The organism is Haloprofundus salinisoli (assembly GCF_020097815.1).
GTDB classification, from domain to species: domain Archaea; phylum Halobacteriota; class Halobacteria; order Halobacteriales; family Haloferacaceae; genus Haloprofundus; species Haloprofundus salinisoli.
The window spans coordinates 381,702-401,961 of the sequence record NZ_CP083663.1 but is presented as its reverse complement, the minus strand read 5'-3'; the positions used below and the strand labels follow the sequence as shown (position 1 = coordinate 401,961).

Annotated in this window: 19 protein-coding genes; 12 read left to right on the top strand and 7 right to left on the bottom strand. The window is 66.8% G+C overall.

Annotation, left to right across the window (positions count from 1 at the left end):
* Positions 1-35: 35 nt before the first annotated feature.
* On the bottom strand, positions 36-245 hold the full coding sequence (locus LAQ73_RS02120) for a hypothetical protein (RefSeq protein ID WP_224269610.1): 210 nt from the start codon (positions 243-245) through the stop codon (positions 36-38).
* A gap of 161 nt (positions 246-406) precedes the next feature.
* On the opposite strand from LAQ73_RS02120, the gene purL reads away from it, so the two are divergent.
* The gene (gene purL, locus LAQ73_RS02115; RefSeq protein WP_224269609.1) at positions 407-2,566 is read left to right on the top strand and encodes a phosphoribosylformylglycinamidine synthase subunit PurL; all 2,160 of its coding nucleotides are present in this window, start codon (positions 407-409) and stop codon (positions 2,564-2,566) included.
* Between the two features lie 246 nt (positions 2,567-2,812).
* Here purL and LAQ73_RS02110 read toward each other — a convergent pair whose 3' ends face one another.
* Positions 2,813-3,013, bottom strand: coding sequence for a DUF7550 family protein (locus tag LAQ73_RS02110; RefSeq protein ID WP_224269608.1), 201 nt, complete (start codon positions 3,011-3,013; stop codon positions 2,813-2,815).
* Between the two features lie 64 nt (positions 3,014-3,077).
* Here LAQ73_RS02110 and LAQ73_RS02105 point away from each other — a divergent pair, with 64 nt between their 5' ends.
* The 3 genes from LAQ73_RS02105 (at position 3,078) to LAQ73_RS02095 (ending at position 6,651) form a co-directional block, all read left to right on the top strand.
* Positions 3,078-4,865, top strand: coding sequence for a glycoside hydrolase family 13 protein (locus LAQ73_RS02105; RefSeq protein ID WP_224269607.1), 1,788 nt, complete (start codon positions 3,078-3,080; stop codon positions 4,863-4,865).
* A gap of 307 nt (positions 4,866-5,172) precedes the next feature.
* On the top strand, positions 5,173-5,985 hold the full coding sequence (gene hisF, locus LAQ73_RS02100) for an imidazole glycerol phosphate synthase subunit HisF (RefSeq protein ID WP_224269606.1): 813 nt from the start codon (positions 5,173-5,175) through the stop codon (positions 5,983-5,985).
* Positions 5,986-6,075: 90 nt separating this feature from the next.
* Entirely contained in the window at positions 6,076-6,651 is a 576-nt protein-coding gene (locus LAQ73_RS02095) for a DUF1684 domain-containing protein (protein ID WP_224269605.1), read from the top strand.
* A 27-nt stretch (positions 6,652-6,678) separates the two neighbouring features.
* Here the strand turns inward: LAQ73_RS02095 and LAQ73_RS02090 are convergent, their stop codons facing one another.
* Complete coding sequence (locus tag LAQ73_RS02090; protein ID WP_224269604.1) at positions 6,679-6,966, bottom strand: DNA-directed RNA polymerase subunit L; 288 nt, start codon at positions 6,964-6,966, stop codon at positions 6,679-6,681.
* Positions 6,967-7,070: 104 nt separating this feature from the next.
* Between LAQ73_RS02090 and LAQ73_RS02085 the strand changes: the two genes are divergently transcribed.
* A complete protein-coding gene (locus LAQ73_RS02085; protein ID WP_224269603.1) occupies positions 7,071-7,541 on the top strand; it encodes a hypothetical protein in 471 nt (156 codons plus the stop codon).
* A gap of 65 nt (positions 7,542-7,606) precedes the next feature.
* Positions 7,607-7,816, top strand: coding sequence for a hypothetical protein (locus LAQ73_RS02080; protein ID WP_224269602.1), 210 nt, complete (start codon positions 7,607-7,609; stop codon positions 7,814-7,816).
* A gap of 10 nt (positions 7,817-7,826) precedes the next feature.
* Here LAQ73_RS02080 and LAQ73_RS02075 read toward each other — a convergent pair whose 3' ends face one another.
* Positions 7,827-8,813 carry an MBL fold metallo-hydrolase gene (locus tag LAQ73_RS02075; protein WP_224269601.1) on the bottom strand — a complete coding sequence of 329 codons (987 nt, stop codon included), beginning with the start codon at positions 8,811-8,813 and terminating at the stop codon, positions 7,827-7,829.
* A gap of 148 nt (positions 8,814-8,961) precedes the next feature.
* Between LAQ73_RS02075 and LAQ73_RS02070 the strand changes: the two genes are divergently transcribed.
* On the top strand, positions 8,962-10,041 hold the full coding sequence (locus LAQ73_RS02070) for a DnaJ domain-containing protein (protein ID WP_224269600.1): 1,080 nt from the start codon (positions 8,962-8,964) through the stop codon (positions 10,039-10,041).
* A gap of 21 nt (positions 10,042-10,062) precedes the next feature.
* Here LAQ73_RS02070 and LAQ73_RS02065 read toward each other — a convergent pair whose 3' ends face one another.
* Positions 10,063-10,884, bottom strand: a complete 822-nt coding sequence (locus LAQ73_RS02065) for an ATP-grasp domain-containing protein (RefSeq protein WP_224269599.1) — start codon at positions 10,882-10,884, stop codon at positions 10,063-10,065.
* Between the two features lie 111 nt (positions 10,885-10,995).
* Here LAQ73_RS02065 and LAQ73_RS02060 point away from each other — a divergent pair, with 111 nt between their 5' ends.
* Together LAQ73_RS02060 and LAQ73_RS02055 are read left to right on the top strand one after the other, a co-directional pair.
* Positions 10,996-11,670 carry an MBL fold metallo-hydrolase gene (locus LAQ73_RS02060; protein ID WP_224269598.1) on the top strand — a complete coding sequence of 225 codons (675 nt, stop codon included), beginning with the start codon at positions 10,996-10,998 and terminating at the stop codon, positions 11,668-11,670.
* Between the two features lie 92 nt (positions 11,671-11,762).
* Entirely contained in the window at positions 11,763-13,430 is a 1,668-nt protein-coding gene (locus LAQ73_RS02055) for an acetate--CoA ligase (RefSeq protein ID WP_224269597.1), read from the top strand.
* Between the two features lie 396 nt (positions 13,431-13,826).
* Here the strand turns inward: LAQ73_RS02055 and LAQ73_RS02050 are convergent, their stop codons facing one another.
* Entirely contained in the window at positions 13,827-14,453 is a 627-nt protein-coding gene (locus LAQ73_RS02050; RefSeq protein ID WP_224269596.1) for a uracil-DNA glycosylase family protein, read from the bottom strand.
* 87 nt (positions 14,454-14,540) lie between these two features.
* Positions 14,541-15,017, bottom strand: a complete 477-nt coding sequence (locus LAQ73_RS02045) for a DUF5793 family protein (protein WP_224269595.1) — start codon at positions 15,015-15,017, stop codon at positions 14,541-14,543.
* Positions 15,018-15,304: 287 nt separating this feature from the next.
* Between LAQ73_RS02045 and LAQ73_RS02040 the strand changes: the two genes are divergently transcribed.
* The 3 genes from LAQ73_RS02040 to LAQ73_RS02030 all read left to right on the top strand — a co-directional run bounded on the left by LAQ73_RS02040 (position 15,305) and on the right by LAQ73_RS02030 (position 19,851).
* Positions 15,305-17,011, top strand: coding sequence for a type II/IV secretion system ATPase subunit (locus LAQ73_RS02040; protein WP_224269594.1), 1,707 nt, complete (start codon positions 15,305-15,307; stop codon positions 17,009-17,011).
* Complete coding sequence (locus LAQ73_RS02035) at positions 17,008-19,119, top strand: type II secretion system F family protein (RefSeq protein ID WP_224269593.1); 2,112 nt, start codon at positions 17,008-17,010, stop codon at positions 19,117-19,119. The genes LAQ73_RS02040 and LAQ73_RS02035 overlap by 4 nt, the downstream gene beginning before the upstream one ends.
* A gap of 78 nt (positions 19,120-19,197) precedes the next feature.
* The gene (locus LAQ73_RS02030; RefSeq protein WP_224269592.1) at positions 19,198-19,851 is read left to right on the top strand and encodes a class I SAM-dependent methyltransferase; all 654 of its coding nucleotides are present in this window, start codon (positions 19,198-19,200) and stop codon (positions 19,849-19,851) included.
* Positions 19,852-20,260: the final 409 nt, after the last annotated feature.

The following is a 20,260-nucleotide window of genomic DNA, read 5'->3' as shown; positions in this document are numbered from 1 at the left end:
CGGGTGTCTAAAAAAACTCGCCGGTCCCGACTGCGCTATCTGCTGCGAAGCATGCTCGGACCGATGATAAGCGCGGTGAAGAGGACGGCGAGGATGACGCCCACGCCGTAAAGGAACGTGAACTCGGTGAAGTGCCCCTCGGTGAGCATACTGAGGAACTCCGAATCCGGATAGAACAGTACGATGGCGATACCTGCAAGCCCGATGAGGATGCCGATTCCTCCCCAAAGGCGTGATTCGTCCATTAGTCGCCGATGTGACCACGTGTAATGATAGAACTACCGGAATCTCACGCCCGCGGCGAGGGTTCGACGCCGGCGTCGGAGCCGCGACCCGCTCTCGAACCGATACACACGTATGTGCATATGAAAAGGGATTTATCGACGCTTTCTAAACAGGGAGATGAATGAGTCTCTCCGACGCCGACCACGAGCTCGTCGTCGCCGAACTCGGCCGCGAACCCACCAGGGCCGAGGCGGCGCTGTTCGAGAACCTCTGGAGCGAACACTGCGCGTACCGCTCGTCTCGACCGTTGCTGTCGGCGTTCGACAGTGAAAGCGACGACGTGGTCGTCGGCCCCGGTGACGACGCCGCCGTCGTCGCCGTCTCCGACGACACCTACGTCACTCTCGGCATCGAGAGCCACAACCACCCCTCCTACGTCGACCCCTACGACGGCGCGGCGACGGGCGTCGGCGGCATCGTCCGCGACACGCTCTCGATGGGCGCGTATCCCATCGCGCTCGCCGACTCGCTCTACTTCGGTGAGTTCTCCGAGGAACACTCCCGCTATCTGTTCGAGGGCGTCGTCGAAGGTATCGCCGACTACGGCAACGCCATCGGCGTGCCAACCGTCACGGGCAGCGTCGACTTCCACCCCGACTACGAGGGCAACCCGCTCGTGAACGTCGCCTGCGTGGGACTTCTCCCCGCCGACCGCCTCGTCACCGCCGAAGCCCAGGGGGCAGGAAACAAACTCGTCCTCGTCGGCAACGGTACCGGCCGCGACGGCCTCGGCGGCGCGTCGTTCGCCAGCGAGGACCTCGCCGAGGACGCCGAGACCGAGGACCGACCCGCCGTGCAGGTCGGCGACCCCTATACGGAAAAGCTGCTCATCGAGGCCAACGAGGAACTCGTCGACGCCGGCCTCGTCCAGTCGGCGCGCGACCTCGGTGCGGCAGGCCTCGGGGGCGCGTCCTCCGAACTCGTCGCCAAGGGCGGCTTCGGTGCGCGAATCGACCTCGACGCGGTCCACCAGCGCGAACCGAACATGAACGCGATGGAGATTCTCCTCGCGGAGTCCCAAGAGCGGATGTGCTACGAAGTACGCCCGGAGGACGTCAAAGCGGTCGGGAAAATCGCCGAGAAGTACGACCTCGGCTGCTCGGTCATCGGCGACGTCGCCGAGGGCAACTACGTCTGCACCTTTGGAGGGGACGTCGCCGTCGACGTGCCCGCCGAGTACCTCGCCGACGGCGCGCCGATGAACGACCTCGATTCGACTGCGCACGAGCAACCCGAGCGCGACCTGCCGGACGCGGAGCTCTCCGAATCGTTCGAGGCCGTCGTCGGCAGTCCGACGACCGCGAGCAAGCGCTGGGTCTACCGGCAGTACGACCACGAGGTCGGTCTCCGAACCGCCGTCGAACCCGGCGACGATGCCGCGGTGATGGCCATCCGAGAGGCGCGCGCGGAGCAGCGCTCCGCGGAGCGGTCGAGCGGCGAGAGCCGCGAGACGGGAATCGGACTGGCGTTCTCCTCGGGTGCGACCCCGAAGTGGACGAACGCCGACCCCTACGACGGCGCGCGCGCCGTCGCGCTCGAAAACGCCACGAACCTCGCCGCGAAGGGCGCGACGCCGCTGGCGGCGGTCGACTGCCTCAACGGCGGCAACCCCGAGAAACCCGAGGTGTACGGCGGCTTCAAGGGCATCGTCGACGGCCTCGCCGACATGTGCCGCGACCTCTCGACGCCCGTCGTCGGCGGCAACGTCTCGCTGTACAACGACTCGGTCACGGGCCCGATTCCGCCGACGCCGACGCTCGCCGTCGTCGGGACGAAGGACGGCTACGACGCCCCGCCCGCCGCGTTCGCGGGCGAGGGGACGCTGCTGCTCGTCGGCGAAGCGGGCGACGCGCTCGGCGGGTCGGAGTACCTCGCCTTCGCGGGCGGCTCCGACCGGTTCCCCGACCTGCCCGAGAATCCAGGTGAAGTGGTTGCGGCGCTCGCCGCCGTCGCGAACGACGAGGCGACGCTCGCGGTCCACGACGTGAGCCACGGCGGCCTCGCCGTCTCGCTGGCGGAGATGGTCACCGAGAGCGCGGGCGCCGACGTTGCCGTCGACGACGAGCTCTCGCTGTTCGACGAGACGCCCGGCCGCGCCGTCGTCGAGACAACGGAGCCCGAAGCGGTGCGCGAGGCGTTCGACGGTGTCGCGCCGGTCGTCGAACTCGGCGCGGCGACCGCCGACGGGACGCTCTCGCTCACCGTGGGCGACGAGCGACTCGACTACTCGGCCGACGAGATTCGAACCCTGCGCGACGTCATCGCCCGCGAGTTGGACTGAGTCGACGACGGGCTCGCCTCACTCTCTGTCGCGGTCTCTTGTCACCGAGTCCTCGTCTCAGATGGCGTCTCTCGGGTATCTCTGGACGTGTTTCTGTGTGTATTTCTGTGCGTATTCCTGTATAGGTTTCTGGATAGAAAGATAGGTGGATAGTTCTTTAGATATTTGGCAGGGCCTCTTCCGGGAATACTACACGGACGAACTCACGAGAAGGGGGTTCGGGAGACGACGAAGGAACGGTCCGGTTCAGGTCAGAAGCAGCGGGACGCCGAAGACGACGAGGAGGCCGACGAGCAGGACGACGAGACCGGTACCCACGTGGCTCGACGTGTACGCACTCTGCGGGGCCGTCGTTCGCTCGCTGGCCGTCGTGTCCTCGGACTCCTGGTGCGGCTGTGGCTTTTCGTCTACGTCTCGTCGCTTGCTCGGTTCGCTCTGGTCGGCCATGCGCGAGGCTACTGCACCTGCCTACTAAAACACAACTAAATGGGCTCCCGCCGTATCTGCGACCGTGAAGGAGACAGCAGACGCGACGAGCGGGGACGCCGACCCCGCGCACGTCGACCGGGCATGGTGGAAAGAGTCGGTCGTCTACCAGATCTACCCGCGAAGTTTCAACGACAGCGACGGCGACGGCGTCGGCGACATTCCGGGTATCATCGAGAAGCTCGACTACCTCGACGACCTCGGCATCGACGTCGTCTGGCTCAACCCCGTCTACGAGTCGCCGAACGCGGACAACGGCTACGACATCGCCGACTACCGCTCCATCATGGACGAATTCGGGACGATGGACGACTGGGAGGACCTGCTGGAGGGCCTCCACGACCGCGACATTCGCCTCATCATGGACCTCGTCGTCAACCACACCTCCGACGAACACGCGTGGTTCACGAAGTCGCGCGACCCCGACAGCCAGTATCGAGAGTACTACATCTGGCGACACGGCCGGACGGACGTCGACGGTTTCACCGGTCACGAGGGGCCCGAACACGAGGCTCCGCCGAACGAGTGGGGGTCGTTCTTCGGCGGGCCCGCCTGGGCGTACGACGAGCAGAGCGAGGAGTGGTACATGCACCTCTTCGACCGGAAGCAACCGGACCTCAACTGGGAGAACCCCGAGGTGCGCGACGAGGTGTTCGAGATGATGGAGTGGTGGTTGGAGAAGGGCATCGACGGCTTCCGGATGGACGTCATCAACCTCGTCTCGAAGCCCGACAGCGTCACCCAGCACGACCCGCCGCACGTCTACGACGACTTCGACGGCACCATCAACGGCCCGAAAGTCCACGCCTACATCGGCGAGATGGGCGACCGGGTGCTCGCCGACCGCGACGTGTTCACCGTCGGCGAGATGATCGGCCAGGAGATGTCGATGGAGGAGGCGCTCCAGTACGTCGGCGAGGACGGTGACGGCCTCAGCACGCTATTTCACTTCGACCACGTGCTGCTCGACCAGGGCGAGAACATCTGGGACTACCACGAGTACGAACTGACGGAGCTGAAACGGGTGTTCACCCGCTGGCAGAACGGTCTCTTTCCCGACGGCTGGAACAGCCTCTACCTGAGCAACCACGACCAGCCGCGTCTGGTGTCGCGCTTCGGCGACGACGGCGAGTACCGCGTCGAGTCGGCGAAGCTACTGGCGACGCTCCTGTTTACGCTCCGCGGCACGCCGTACGTCTTCCAGGGAGCCGAAATCGGCATGACGAACTACCCGTTCGAGTCGCTCTCGGAGTTCCGCGACGTGGAGACGATAAACCCCGTCCGCGACGCGCTCGACTCCGGCGAGGTGAGCTCCTTTGAGGAGATAAAGGGCGGCCTCCGCGAGAACAGCCGCGACAACGCCCGCACGCCGGTCCAGTGGTCCGACGACGAAAAGGCGGGCTTCACTGACGGCGAACCGTGGATCAACGTCAATCCCAACTACCGGGAGATAAACGTCGAGGCCGCCCGCGAGGACCCGGCGTCGGTCTGGCACTACTACCGCCGACTCATCGACGTGCGCAAGGACAACGACGTGCTGGTCTACGGCGAGTACGAGCTCCACTACCCCGACCACGACCGCCTCTGGGCGTACACCCGGACGCTCGGCGACGAGACGGCGCTCGTCGTGCACAACTTCGCCGGGCGGAAGACGGCGTTCGAACTGCCGGCGTCGGCTCGGGAGTCGGTCGACGACACCACCGCCGAACTGCTGCTCGGTAACTACGACGCTGCCGACGGTCCGCCGGTCGAACACGACGTCGACGCGCTCGCGCTCCGTCCGTGGGAGAGTCGCGTCTACCGTCTCGGCTGAATCGCACTCATGCCGTATAGACGCGACCGCCGAAGCGCATCTGTAGGGGGCGCTTCCGGTGAGACGTCCGCGGCGTTGGCCGACGAACCGGGTTCGACAACCGTCGAACCGAGCGTTCGCACCGATTCGGCCAACCCGTGTTGGCGACGACTACTACCGCCTCCGAGGAGGAGGACGTGACTTCTCCTGCATCGACTGAGCGTCGCCGTCGTCGATACCGAGGCGCGTAATCCCGAGACTCGGAGACCGGAGGGAGTGACCGAGTCGAAACGGTGAAACCCGCCACTCGCAAACTCCCCGACAACGAATGCTGACGAAGCGCATCATCCCCTGTATCGACGTAGATCTGGACGACGACGGCGACCCGGCCGTCTACACCGGCGTCAACTTCGAGGATCTCGAGTACACCGGCGACCCGGTGGAGATGGCGAAACGGTACAACGAGGCGGGTGCCGACGAGTTCGTCTTTCTCGACATCACCGCCTCCGCCGACGGCCGCGAGACGATGCTCGACACCGTCTCCCGGGTCGCCGACGAGGTGTTCATCCCGCTGACCGTCGGCGGCGGCATCCGTACCCGCGAGGACATCAAAGAGACGCTCCGCGCCGGCGCGGACAAGGTCTCTATCAACACCGCGGCGCTGGACCGACCCGAACTCATCACCGAAGGCGCGGCGGCGTTCGGCAGCCAGTGCATGGTCATCAGCGTCGACGCCCGCCGTCGCTACGACGAGGAGGGTGACTACTACGCGCAGGTCGACGGCGAGTCCTGCTGGTTCGAATGCACCGTCAAAGGCGGCCGCGAGGGCACCGGCATCGACGTCGTCTCGTGGGCCGAGGAGGCCGAATCCCGCGGCGCAGGAGAGCTGTTCGTCAACTCCATCGACGCCGACGGCACGAAGGACGGCTACGACATCCCGCTCACCAAGGCCGTCTGCGACGCCGTTTCGACACCCGTCATCGCCTCCTCGGGGTGTGGCGGTCCCGAAGACATGTACGAGGTGTTCACCGACGCGGGCGCGGACGCCGGCCTCGCGGCCAGCATCTTCCACTTCGACGAGTACTCGATTCGGGACGTCAAGGAGTATCTCGCCGACCACGACCTGCCGGTTCGGTTGTAGTCGTCGCTGTCTGTTCCGTCGTTTCGCCGTGATGCGCGCCGTCGCCACGCCCGACGAACGCTGATTTGTTCGGCCCTCGTACGCGGGAGTATGAGCGCACCAACCGACTGGGAGACCGCTCTCGAACGGCATCGCCGAGACAAAGACAGCTACTTCCGCGACAACCCGCAGTCGCCGATTCCCGACGCCGAGCGCCCCGACTTCGAGGGCCTTCGGTACTTCTCTCCGGACGACGACTACCGCTTCGAACTCGAACTGCACGAACACGGCGACAGAGAGCGAGTGGTCGTCGCGACGACCACCGACGGAGAGCGAGAGTATCTCCGCTGGGGGGAGTTTCGATTCGAGGTCGGCGGCGAGGAACAGACGCTGCAGGCGTACCGCCGCGACGCCGACGACCCCGGTCTGTGGGTCCCGTTCCGCGACGAGACGAGCGGCGAGGAGACGTACGGCGCGGGTCGGTATCTCGACTTACACGCCGAGGAGGACCGCACCGACGACGGCCGGTGGGTCGTCGACTTCAACCTCGCGTACAACCCCTTCTGCGCGTACTCCGCGCGCTACGAGTGCCCGATGGTGCCGGTCGAAAACCGGCTCGACGTCGCCATCGAGGCGGGCGAGAAAACGTACGAGTCGAGCGAAGGCTACGACGCGGACGCCGAGTAAACGGGAGACGGAAGACGAGAGGTGAGTTTACGCGCCGGCGGCAGACTCGTAGGCGTCCCGGAGAGTACCCATCTGCGTCTGGACGAGACCCGCGGCCTCGCCGAGCGCGTCGAGGGGGTCAGCGCCGTTGGTTTTGACGGTGAGCACGGGTTCGGTCTGCCCGCCGGACTGCTCGGGGTTCATGTCGTACGTCGCGGCAACGACGCTCTCTGTCTCCAACAGCGCGCCCTTGAGCACGTTCATGAACGTGTGGTCTTCCCCGGCGACCTCGATGCGGAGTTCCTCGTCGGTCTTGTCGATGACCCGCAGTTCCATGCCTCTGGCTTTCCTTCCGGGCCGGTTTAGTGTTTCGTCTTTCTGCCGATGGCGTTCACCTCGCCGAACGCACGTTTTTATCAGATGACGGCGAACTGACCGGTATGACGCCCTCCATCCGCGAGCGTCTCGTCGCCGGCGCGGTCCTCCTCGGGTCGCTCGGGCTGTTCGGTCTCCCTACGTACCTCCTCACGATAGGTGCCGCCGAGATTCTCGCCTCAGTCGTCAGCGGTTCGCTCTCCGGCGCGTCGAGAACGGTCGCGTCCGTCGCCGCCGTCGTTCTCTCGTTCGCGGTGTCGACCGAAGTCGCCGCCGTCCGACTCCACGGGTACGCCGCGCTGAACCGGGGCATCCGCGCCGTGAACTTGGGTCGCCACGTGACGCTTTCGCTCGCGGTTCTGGCCGCGACCGTCGTCACGGCGGAGTTTCTTGTATCGGTTTTCGTGCGGGCGGTCCCTCGTAACCACACGCTTCCACTCGCGCTCGGGTCGCTCGTTGCTGTCGCAGTCGTGTGGGCAGTCGGCCGCACAGTGAGGGCGTTCTACCGGGGCTACCGCGGTAACAACGGCGTCTGACACGTTTACCGTCTCTGATGGCGGTGTGACGTAGTTTCAAGCAGCCGAGTTGCCAAGTCGATTGCATGTGGGGTCCCAAACCCGTCGACGGATTCACTGTCGTTGTCTGCTGGATTCGCGGCCACAAGTGGTCCGGCGACTCGGTTACCTCCGCCGAGCGCAATCGGAGCGCCGCGAACAGTGACCCCGACGAAAACGGCGAGTACGCCGACTTGTACCGCTGCGAGCGGTGCAACAGGATGAGAGAGCAAGCAGCGACGGACCTCGTCGACTGACGCCCCGACGCTACGACTGTGCGTCGATTGCCGGGAACAGCTCGTCGACGTCAGGATTCTCGTCGACGAGTCCGTAGACGTTACCGTCGCGTTCGGCGACGCCGCGCTGTTCGAGGTGCGCGAGGTGCGCGTACGCCTCGCCGGGACCGTGGAGCACGTGGATGTTCTTCAACTCGCCGAACAGTTCCGCGCTCACCGTCCACGGGTCGCTCGGGCCGCGCTCGCGGAGGACGCCGACGACGTTCTCCGTTCGCTCGCGGTGGTGGTCGAGGATGGTCGCCGCCCGCGCGGAGGGGTCGTCGATGACGTCGCGGTGGCCGGGCCACGCGCGGTCGAAGTCGCGGTCGATAAACCGGACGAGACTGTCGACGTACAGCTCCAGCGGGGCGTCGAGGCGCACGTCCGCGCCGCCGACGTTCGGCGTGTACTTGGGGAGGATCGCATCGCCCACGAACGCCTCCTCGCCCGACTCGCCTTCGAAGGCGAATGCGGAGAGACCGGCCGAGTGGCCGGGGAGGTGAACCGCCTCGTACTCGACGCCGTCGACGTCGAACGTCTCGCCGTCCTCGAACGGTGTCACTTCGGCAGGTCGTCCCGCGAGGCTCTCGTGGTCGGCGAGGAAGTCGAGCAGTTCCTCACGGCGGTCGTCGGGCAGACCCCACTCGCGGAGCTTCCGGCGCGTCGTCTCGTTCTCGGCGGAGAGCGCGCTCTCCTCGCCGGCGACCAGCGGCGCGTCGGCCTCGTGGATGCGGACGGTCGCGTCGCTCTCGGCCTGAATCTCGCCGGCGAGGCCGGCGTGGTCGTAGTGCCAGTGGGTGAGGAGAATCTCGTCGACGTCGGCGAAGCTCACGCCGAACGCCGCCAACTCGGCTTCGAGTTGTTCGCGGACGTCCGTCGTCGCAACGCCCGTGTCGACGAGGGTCGTCGTCTCCCCGTCGAGGAGGTAGACGTCGTTTTTCCCCTCGAAGACGGTGTTCCCCAGTTGGATTCGCTTCACGGTCGACCCACTCGGCGAACCGGTATGAGGTTTCCCACTTTCGATCACGACAGACTCCGACTCTTCTCCGACCGCGTTCGTCGTTTCTTGAAACTCACGCTCCGGTACATTCAAAGCGGGGGCTTGCGTAGCGCTCTCGCAACAGGGCATGCCCGAGAACTTCTATGACCTCCTCGGCGTCTCCGACGACGCCACACAGGCGGAGCTGAAAGCCGCCTACCGGGCGAAAGCGCGGGAGTACCACCCGGACGTGAACGACGACGACCGCGCCACCGCGCAGTTCCAGACGATTCGCCGGGCGTACGACGTGCTCTCCGACGAGTCCGAGCGCGCCGACTACGAGCGCCTGGGCCACAGGACCTACGTCAAAAAGCGGATGAAAGGCTACCCCTCCGCCTCGCGGTGGGGTGACGACGACTCGGCCTCCTCGGGTGGGCCGTCCGCCTCCCGCGGCACGTCGACGACCGCCTCGTCGCGTTCCCGTCGCGCCAGCACGTCGACGTCGACCACCTCCGCGTCGACCGCCTCGACGAGTCGTTCGTCGACCGACCGCTCCGCCTCGGCGTCCGGCACCGCCTCGTCGACAAGTTCGACGGGGAGCTCCCGCAGTCGGTCGAAGCGCCGGTCGAGCGGCCGAACCACCACTGCGACCGTCGGCGGCCACGACCCCGAAGCGGCCGACGCCCGCGCGAGAGCCCGCGAGGCCCGCCGCGCGCGCCGCCGCCAGCAGCGTCAGAAGGACCAGGTTCGGTCGTCGCGCCGTCGCACCCTCTCGTACCACTGGACGTCCGTCCTCGGCGCGACGATACTGTACGTCGCCGGCGTCGCGCAGTACCTCCTCGCTCAACTCCCGGCGCTCGACGCGTTCGCGGCCGAACTCGTGAGCGCGCCGTCGGTCGCGGCGCTGACCGGGTCGTACGGTCTCACCGGACTCCTCCAGTTCGCCCTCGCGGCGGCGCAGACGCCGACGGCGACGCCCGAGGCGCTCCTGTTCCCGGCCGGCGCGGTCGCACTGCCGCTCTCGCTCGTCGTCACCGTTCACCGATTCGGGTCGGGCGCGACGCGACTGTACGCCGTCGGCGCGTTCGCGCCGCTGGTCGCGCTCGGGCTGAGCACCGCGCTTGCGCCGATGGTCGCGCTCGCCTTACTGCTGGCCGTCGTCGTGCCAGTCGTCTCGGCGTCGCTGTTCCTCGGCGACGTGGGCCGATATCTCTGGGCGACGCGGTGAGGTCGCTCGGGTAACACTCGCTCAGCCGTCCCGCGGGCGACGTCCGACGTGAAGCGCCGCCGAGTGTATCTCGCGCGGACTGTGCGGTTCGGCGTCTCCGTGCCCGCAGTGGTTCCACCAGTCGCCCTCTCGGTCGTTCCACCGGACGGCGTTCAGCCCCAGTTCGGTGCAGTACCACGTCCCCGTCGTGTCCATTGCGAAGTCGACCGCCCAGGTGTCCTCACGGAACTCGGCGGCGACGGCCTCGGCGTACCGTCGAGGGGTGCGACCGTCGATGCCGTCGAGGAGCGGACGGAGGTGTTCGTACGCGCTCGCGCAGACGAACGACCGTCGTTCGACGTCGTGACTCGCCGCGAGCACCTCGCCGTCCTCGACGAAGAACCGGACCTCGGGATGACAGCGGTCGTGGGCGGCGTGCATGCAGAACCCGAGGTCGACCCACTCGCGGACTACGAGACCGCCACCGTGTCGGAAGTCGGTGTGCCGCAGCTGCGAGAGCAGCGACCCGACGGTGCGGTCGATCTCGTCGGCGTCGCGCCTCTCGATGGCCGACCCCGCCCTGAGGCGCAGCGGGGCCGCCTTGTACTGCGTGCGGACGAACGCTCGCTCGGTGTCCCACTCCTCCATCACTCCGAGAACCGCCTCGGTCTCCCAGTTCGCGTGTCCCGTTGCGTCGGACTCCAGCGGAACGAACGCGGTTCGCGGCGTCGGTACGTCGACCGCTTCGAGGCGGGACCAGTAGTGGTCGAAGCGGTTCCGGTCGTCGTCGAGACCGGCGATGATGAGACGACTCGGCGCGGCGGGGCGACTCGACACGGGGGAGCGATTCGGCGCGGAGGACATGGTGCCACGTACGGGCGTCCCGCTCGAAACGATTTCCCCGGTGTGCTACTGTAATCACGTCGGTCTGTCACTGTCGCCTGATTTTTCCTTCCGGCGCTCGTATCCCCCTCTATGAGTCCACCTTTCGATACGACGTGGCGGGTACCGCTCCGCGGCGTCAACGCCTATCTCGTCGACGCCGAGGGACTGACGCTCGTCGACGCCGGGACGCCGATGGACGCCGCCCGACTCCGCGAGTACGTTGAACGCGCCGGCTACTCGCTCCCCGAAGTCGAACGCGTCCTCCTCACCCACTACGACTTCGACCACGTCGGCGCGCTGAGCGGGTTGGCCGAGATGGGCCTCGACGCGCCCGTCTACGCCAGCGAACCCGACGCGAGTTTCCTGCTCGGCGAAGCCAAACCCCCGCTCGGCAACCGTAAAGGTGCCCTCCAGCGGGCGCTCGGCGCGTTCCTCGACGCCCCGGACCTCTCGGTCGAACGCATCGTCGACGGCGACGCGGTCGGCCCGTTCGTCGCCTACCGGACGCCCGGCCACACGCCGGGACACACCTCCTTCGTCCACCGCGAGTACGGTCTGGCGCTCGTCGGCGACCTCGTCCGCGGCGACGACGGCCGGTTCGCGCGCCTCCCGTCGGCGCTCGCCTACGACGCCGACCGCAACGACGAGAGCGTCCGCCAGTTGGCCGAACACCTCGACGACGTCGACGTCGTCGGAATGGGCCACGGTGACCCGGTTCGGACCGAGGCGGGCGACCGGTTCCGCGAGTACGCCGAGTCGCTCTGAGCGCGACCTGCGTCGACTGGTTGCCTCGTCGATAACTCGGACGAGTTGACTCGTCCGTACCGTTATTTCGCCGGTTATCATCACGGTCATTGATGACACAACACAACCTGGAATCGTACGAGGAGACGTACGACTCGTTCGCCTGGGACGACATCTACGGCGAGGCCGACTGGGACGCGCCGCAGCGACTGAACATCGCCCACGAGGTCTGCGACCGCCACGCCGCCGACGGCGAGAACGTTGCGCTCCGTTACGTCGGCACCGACGGCTCCAGCGAGACGCTCACCTTCGCCGACCTGAAGGAGCGGTCGAACCGGTTCGCCAACGCTCTCGAATCGCTCGGTATCGAGCGCGGCGACCGGGTGTTCTCCTACATGCCGCGGGTGCCCGAACACTACGTCGCGCTCGTCGGGGCACTGAAACGAGGGGCCGTTTGGGGAAGCGTCAACGAGCGCTTCGGACCGGACGGCATCGCCTACCGCCTCGACGACTGCGACGCGAAACTGGTCGTGACGACCGCCGAAAACGAGGAGACCGTGGAGCGAGCGCTCGACGACGCGCCCTCGGTCGAGACCGTCGTCGTCCTCGGGGCCGACGAGGCCCACGGCGACGAGCGGCACGACGACGTCGACTTCGAGCGGGCGCTCTCGGAGGCGAGCGACGAGTACCGGGCGGCCGAGACCGGCGGCGAGGACGACGCGTTACTCTACTACACCAGCGGGACGACCGGACTGGCAAAGGGCGTCCTCCACAAACACCGATGGGTCGCCGGCGTCGCGGCGACCCAGCGGTTCGCGGTCGATCTCCAACCGGACGACCTCTACTGGAGTACGGCCGATTTGGGGTGGCTCACCGGTCCCATCAACACCCTCGGCGCGTGGTTCTGGGGGACGACGCTGTTCACGTACGAGGGCGAGTTCGACCCCGAGAGGTGGGCCGACCTCCTCGACGAGTACCCCATCTCCGTTCTCTTCAGCGTCCCCACCGCCTACCGGATGCTCCGCGCGAACGAGGAGGTGCTGTCGGGCGTAGACCTCGACCTCAGACACGCGCTGAGCATCGGCGAACCGCTGAGCGCGGGCGTCATCGACTGGGCCGAGGAGCGCCTCGGCGTGACGGTGTACGACACTTACGGGCAGACCGAGACCGGAAACATGGTCATCAACAACTACCCGACGATGGAACTCAGGTCGGGGAGCATGGGCAAACCCCTCCCGGGCGTGACCTCCGACATCGTCGATCCGGAGACGGGCGAACCCCTCGGACCGGGCGAGACCGGCGAAATCGCCCACCGCGGCGAGTTCCCCTGCTTCTTCGCCGAGTACTGGAACAAGCCCGACCAGACGGCTAACTGCTTCGTGAACGACTGGTACCTCTCTGGCGACCTCGCGCAGAAAGACGAGGACGGCTACTTCTGGTTCGAGGGCCGCGCCGACGACGTCATCCTCTCCTCCGGCTACCGAATCGGCCCGTTCGAGGTCGAATCGTCGCTCGGCGAACACCCGGCCGTCGCGGAGGCGGCCGTCGTCCCGAAACCCGACCCCGAACGCGGCAACATCGTCAAGGCGTACGTCGTTCTCGCCGAGGGCGAGACGCCGTCGGACGACCTCGCAGAGGAGATCAAACAGCACGTCCGAAACGAACTCTCCGCGCACGAGTATCCGCGGGAGGTAGAGTTCGTCTCCGACCTGCCGAAGACGGTGACGGGAAAGATTCGACGGACGGAACTTCGCGACCGGACCGACGACCCCGCGGCGTAGTCACGGTCGACCCTTTTCGACGGCGTCGTCGCTCTCGATTCGAGAGAAGCAGCACCGTCGAGACACTTCTATATCGTCGCTGACGGGTGACTTCGCTCAGAAGAGTGGGAAACGGTCCGCAGAGCGGACCGCTTTTGACCAAGCCACTGCGGTGAGCACCAGTCCGCAGTCGCAAGCGGCGGCATGGGCATCCACGCACGCCAACTATCGGTTTGATAGATACTAATAAAAACCCTTGGTTCGGTCCAATATCGGCCTGAATATCCGCGTGGCTTTATCAAATAGCGCAGAAAAGAAGCGAAGAAGTTCGATATTTTCCAATACTGAAAAACGCCCCTACTTCGCTGGACAGTCGTCTCGAAGTACGGGAAATTATAATTATTTTTCGGATTGGATTCAGCGAACGAGGTACGGTTCGTCGCCGGGGAGAAATCGGCCGAGGTCCGTCTCGCGTCGGTAGTCCGTCGACTGGAGCGTCAGCAGCGCTTCGACGAGGCGGTCGGCGTCGCCGCCTTCCCACTCCGCGGGGTCTTTGACCGGGACGACGAGCCACCCGCTGCCGCGCATCTCCGTCGCGTGGAGGTTCTCCATGTCGATTTCGGTCTTCCACGCCTGGGCGGTGTACGTTTCGAGGACGTGTTTGGTCGCCCGCGCGCCCACCGGCACGAGGACGTGCGCGGCGATGGCGCGGAGTTCGGCGTCGAAGAAGCGCTCCATGTCGTCGTACTCCGCCTGCGTCGGCGTCGTCTCGGCGACGCACATGTGGAGATACGAGAGAAACGTCCGCTCGACCTCCGGTTCGTCGCCCGCGCTGCGGAGTAACTCCGCGTCGACGAACGCCTGCTGGAGTTTCCGACTCGCTTCGTTCGTAAAGGGGACGCCGGTGTCGTCGCCGCCGTGGACGCCCGGGTGGTCGCCGACGACGTGGAAATGCGCGTTGGCATCGCCGTAGCCGGGAACGAACTCGGCGCAGGACGGCCGCATGCCGAACGGGTTGCTCGTGCGGTCGGTGACGTTCTTCACGGAGCCGAATACGGCGACTGAACGTTATAAGAGGCGTGATTCGGGCGACGTTTCCGTCGACGAAGAGAGAGCTCGACCGGCCGGGCTTCAGAGTTCGACGCCGGAGGGGATGAGACTCTGTCGGCGCAACAGGTCGCCCTCGTCGTTGTAGACGAGAAACGTCGTCTTCTCGTAGGTGACGAGCGGTTCACCCTCGATGGACAGTTCGACTCGGTACTGGCCGTCGTCGTCGTCGGAGGCCTCGCCGTACTCGCGGGCGGCGCGGATGAACTTCAGCACGTCGTCGGCGTTCTCGTTCAGTTCGAGGACGAAGTCGCCGGTGATGCGATTCGTGACGCTGACGACGCCCGGGGCCTCCGGGTTCTCGTCGAGCGATTCTTGGAGCCGAAACGCGACGTCGGTCTGTTTCGCGTCGAGCAGCTCCCCGTCGACGTCTGAGAGCCGTCGCTGGAGGAGCTCCGCGGGCCCGTAGAAGTCGATTTTGACCGTCGGCTTCTCGGGCGCGTCGCCGGTCTCGACCCAATCGATGTGTTCGACTGCCAGTTCGAAGTAATCCCGCCTCATTCGATAGCAGGAAGTTCGGTTCGAGGCGGTATGAACGTAACGCCGGTTACCCGAGCGCCGGGTCGTCTCAACCCGTTCTCTACCCTCCGACACGGCGCGCTGACGCTGCTGTCTACGGTCTTCTGAGGTGACACTCGCGCTCCGGTTCTGTCGCTGTCGACGGGCGCGATTGCGTAACTCATACTACAGCACTGCGCTCCGTCGACTTGCCCGTACCGCCGCCTCCACCGGACGGCCGGTTTTAAGACCCCTGCGCCGGAATGGTCGCTGAACTCCGGTGGAACAGAATGTCAAATAATTCGATAGATACCGACGGCTCGCCGACGCGGTTCGACGCCCTTCGTCGACGCGCGGAACGGACGCTCGAGCTCCTGCGCGGCGTCGACGTGTCGGTCCGCCCCCTCCGCCCACGGGCAGACGGGCCGCTCTCGACGTTCGACCTGCCGAGCGGACACGAGGAGATCGACCGCTACTGGGTGAACGCGCCGTACGCCTACGTCGTCGTCACGTACCAGGCGGCCGAGAACGCCCACCGATACCACACGGTCGAACCGGACCTCGACGCCTTCGAACGGCGGCTGCTCGGCCGGGTGTCGACGGACGTCCGGGAACCGCTGCTGTTCGGCGACGACGCGGTGAGCGCCGCCGACAGCGTGGACGCGGCGCTCGAAGACGACCCGCTGGCCAGCGCGGTAGAGTCGCTGCTCGAATCGTACGGCGTCTCGGTGGGCGCCGAGAGCTTCCACACGCTGCTGTACTACCTCCACCGAAACTTCCGCGGGTTCGGCCGCATCGACCCGTTGTTGGCCGACTCGCGCATCGAGGACATCTCCTGCGACGGCTACGGCGTCCCGCTGTTCGCCTACCACGACGACTACGCCGACATCGCCACCAACATCAGATTCGACCGCGACGAACTCGACAACTTCGTCATCCGCCTTGCCCAGCAGTCGGGCCGACACATCTCCGTCGGCGACCCCATCGTCGAGACGACGCTGCCCGACGGGTCACGCGCAGAACTCGCCCTCGGCGAGGAGGTGACGCCCCGAGGTTCGGCGTTCACCATCCGTCAGTACGCCGACGAGCCGTTCACGCCCGTCGACCTCGTCGAGCTCGGCACCTTCAGCGTCGAGCAGATGGCGTACCTGTGGCTCTGCATCGAACACAACAAGTCGCTGGTCTTCGCCGGCGGCACGGCATCCGGAAAGACCACGTCGATGAACGCCGTCTCGATGTTCATCCCGCCGCGGGCGAAGGTGCTCTCCATCGAGGACACCCGCGAACTCGCGCTGCACCACGACAACTGGCTGTCGGGTATCACGCGCGAACGCCGCCACGAGGGCGCGGACGTCGATATGTACGACCTGCTGCGCTCGGCGCTCAGACACCGCCCGGAGTACATCCTCGTCGGCGAGGTCCGCGGCCAGGAGGCCGTCACGCTGTTTCAGGCCATGAACACCGGACACACGACGTTCTCGACGATGCACGCCGACAGCATCGAAACGGTCATCAACCGACTGGAGAACGAACCCATCAACGTGCCGCGGGCGATGGTGCAGTCGCTCGACATCCTCTCGATACAGACGCTCACCCGCTTCGACGGCGAGCGCGTCCGCCGCTCGAAGGTCGTCGGCGAACTCGGTGGTATCGACCAGCGGACCGGGGAACTCGACTACTCCGCGGCCTTCTCGTGGAACGCCGGCCACGACGAGTTCGCCCGCCACGACAGCGACCTGCTCGGCGAGATTCAGGACGAACGCGGCTGGAGTCGCTCGACGCTCCTGCGCGAACTCGACCGTCGAAAGCGGTTCCTCGACGCGCTCTGCGACCGCGGCATCTCTGACTTCCGGCGATTCACCGCGTTCGTCGACCAGTACTACGCCGACCCCGAGGCGGCGATGGCGCGAGTCGACATCGGCGTCGACGGAGGCGGGAGCGGCGACGGCGACGCGGACGCTCGCGTCGACTCGGCGACCGACGGGGCGAGACGGTGATTCTCGCCGCGGGGGCCGCAGTCGCGGTCGCGCTCTCGGTGCTGCTCTGTGTTCCGCTCTGTCTCTCGCTCGTCCACCCCCCGACGAACCGCGTTCTCACCCGGGCGTCGACGCTCCTGTTCGGCGAATTCGTCGCCGGCGACGGCCCCCGGAAAGCCCGACAGGTCGCCCGTCTCCGCGCCGCCCACGTTGCCGAGACGCACCACACCCACGCCGCGCGGACGTTGTTCTTCTCGGCCGCGTCGGCGCTGGTCGGCGCCTCTCTCGGCGTCGCGGTCGGTCTCGTCTCGGTCTCCTCGATCGAAACGGCGGGGACGCTCGCCGGAACCGTGCTCGTCAACGGCTCCGGGTCGATTCGCCACTGGGTTCGGTTCTCGCTGTTCCTGGGACTCGGGGGGGTGTTCGCGGCGTCGCTCGGCGTCGGCTGTTACTGGGCGCGCTGGTATCTCCACGACGCGACGGCGCGCACCCGATCGAACGGCATCGACGCGTCGCTCCCTCGAACCGTCGCGTTCACGTACGCGCTGTCGAGAAGCGGCACGTCGTTTCCGACGGTGCTGTCGACGCTCGCCGACAACGACGACATCTACGGCGAGGCCGCGACCGAGATCGGCGTCGCCGTCCGCGAGATGGAGACGTTCGGTATCGACGTGCTGACGGCGCTGTCGCGGACCGCCCGCCGGACGCCCAGCGAGAATCTGGCGGAGTTCAGCGAGAACCTCGCGAGCGTCCTCGGGAGCGGTCGAAACCTCTCGGGCTTTCTCCGCGACCAGTACGAACGCTACGAGGCGAAAGCCGAGTCCCAGCAACTGCGGTATCTCGAACTGCTGGCGACGCTCGCTGAGGCGTACGTCTCGCTTCTGGTCGTCGGTCCCCTGCTTTTCGTCACCATCCTCGTCGTCATCGGCCTCGTGTTGAGCGACACGCTCTCGCTTCTGCGGGTCATCGTCTACCTCGGAATCCCGCTGGCGACGGCGGGGTACGTCGTCTACGTCGACAGCCTCACCCGGTCGTACCGGCCGCCGTCGACCCGCCTCGACCCCGGCGACGACGAGGGGAGCGCTGACCGTGGCGCGACCGGCACCGGCGTCGCCGCCGACGGCGGGACGGCGATGGCGGATGCGTCCGCCCCCGCGGCGGGAGGCGAGGCGGCCGACCGCTGGCAGGCCGACCGGGAGCGACTGCAGATATTCGACCGTCTGCGGCCGATTCGAGACGTGCTCTCGGACCCGTACGGGGCGCTTCTCGACCGGCCGATTCGGGCCCTGTCGTTCGGCGTTCCGCTCGCACTCCTGTGGTTCGTCGTCCGCGTCGACTTCTCGGCTGTGCCCGCCGACTCGGTCGCCGCGGTGATGATGCTCGACGGACCGTTCGTGGAGGCGACGGCGCTCGCCCTCGGCAGCGTCGCGCTCGTCCACGAACTCCGGAAGCGTCGCATCCGCGCCTACGAGGCGGCGGTGCCGGACTTCCTCGACCGACTGGCGAGCGTCAACGAGGCGGGGTTGACCGTCGTCGAGAGCTTCGAGCGCGTCGCAGAGAGCGACCTGGGTGCGCTCACGCCCGAGGTGCGACGACTCTGGCGCGACATCGAGTGGGGCGCGGACGTGGAGACGGCGCTGGCGCGGTTCGACCGCCGCGTCGGCTCGGGGATGGTGACCCGGGCGACGGCGCTGGTCGCCAACGCCACCCGCGCTAGCGGCGACCTGGGACCGGTGCTTCGCATCGCCGCCGACGAGGCCGAGGCAGCCCGGCGTCTCCGCGAGGAGCGCCGCCAGGAGATGCTCACCTACCAACTGGTCATCTACATCTCGTTTTTCGTCTTCCTCGCCATCGTCGCCGCCCTGACGCTCGCGTTCGTCCCGGCGGTTCTGGAAGCGCAGGCGGCCGCACCCGGAGCGGGCGTCGCGTCCGGCGCGACGGGGGGACTCGCCGGCTTCTCGGACGTCGCCGTCGGACTGTACACGCTCACGCTGTACCACATGTGCGTCATCCACGCGGTGTGTTCCGGCGTCGTCGCGGGGCAGCTCGGCGAAGGGACGCCAGCCGACGGCATCAAACACGTCGCCGCCTTGCTCGCGTTGACCTCGCTCGCGTTCGTGGTGCTGTGAACGCCGAGGCGATCGCCGCACGCGACGACGGTCGGCGCGGGTCGTAGCTGGTTTATCCTCGCCGACGAACGGACGACCATGGACGGTGACCCGTCGCGCACGAGCGGCGACCCGCGAGCGACGTACGACGCCATCGCCGAGCACTTCGCGGCGACCCGAGAGTATCCGTGGCCCGAAGTGGAGTCGTTCGTCACTGAGACGACGACGGACGAACAGGCGGCGAGCGCGCTCGACCTCGGCTGTGCGAACGGCCGCCACTGCGAGTTGCTGTCGGGACACGCCGCCGCCGTCGTCGGCCTCGACGTGAGCCGCGAACTCCTCGGCGAGGCCCGAAAGCGCGCGACCGAACGCGGCTTCGCCGTCTCGCTCGTCCACGGCGACGCCGCCCGGCTGCCGTTTCGCGCCGAGTCGTTCGATCTCGCGGTGTACGTGGCGACGCTTCACCACCTCACGACGCGGGAGGCGAGAGTCGACAGCCTCGACGAACTCGCGCGGGTGCTCCGCCCCGGCGGCCGTGCACTCGTCAGCGCCTGGAGCACCGAACACGGCAAGTTCGACGAAAGCGAGGGGTTCGATACGACCGTGGACTGGACCTTACCGGGCGGCGAGCGCGTCCCCCGGTTCTACCACATCTACGACCCCGACGAGTTCCGCGACGACCTCGATACGAGCGGCCTCGCGCCCGTCGACGTGTTCGTCTCCAGCGGGAACTGTTACGCCGTCGTGGAGTGAGCGTCGCCGGTCACACTCCCGAACTGCGGTCTCTCCGCCGGCGTCCGTAGAGAAACAGGACGACACCGAAAAGCACCGAACCCATTCCCGGAATCAGATAGGCAATGTTCGGACTGCACGAGTTCTCGACACCACCGACAGCGTCGCACATCTGCCGTTGGAACGCGAGCCACAGCCCGAGTGCTCCGCAGACGACGCAGAGGAGACTCAGTGCTCGGAACGGGCGAGTTGGGTTCATTCGTTTTCCGTGAGAAACAGGTCGCCCAAAGAGGTTGCGCAACAGACCCCGTGGCACGCCTTCCCGGCCGGGCGCTTCGGTCGCACGCGAGCTAAGTTCTTAAGCGAGGGCCGTTCCAACAGGCTGGCAATGAGCGAGACCACAGCGGCCGACGGACCGGCGGAGGACGGC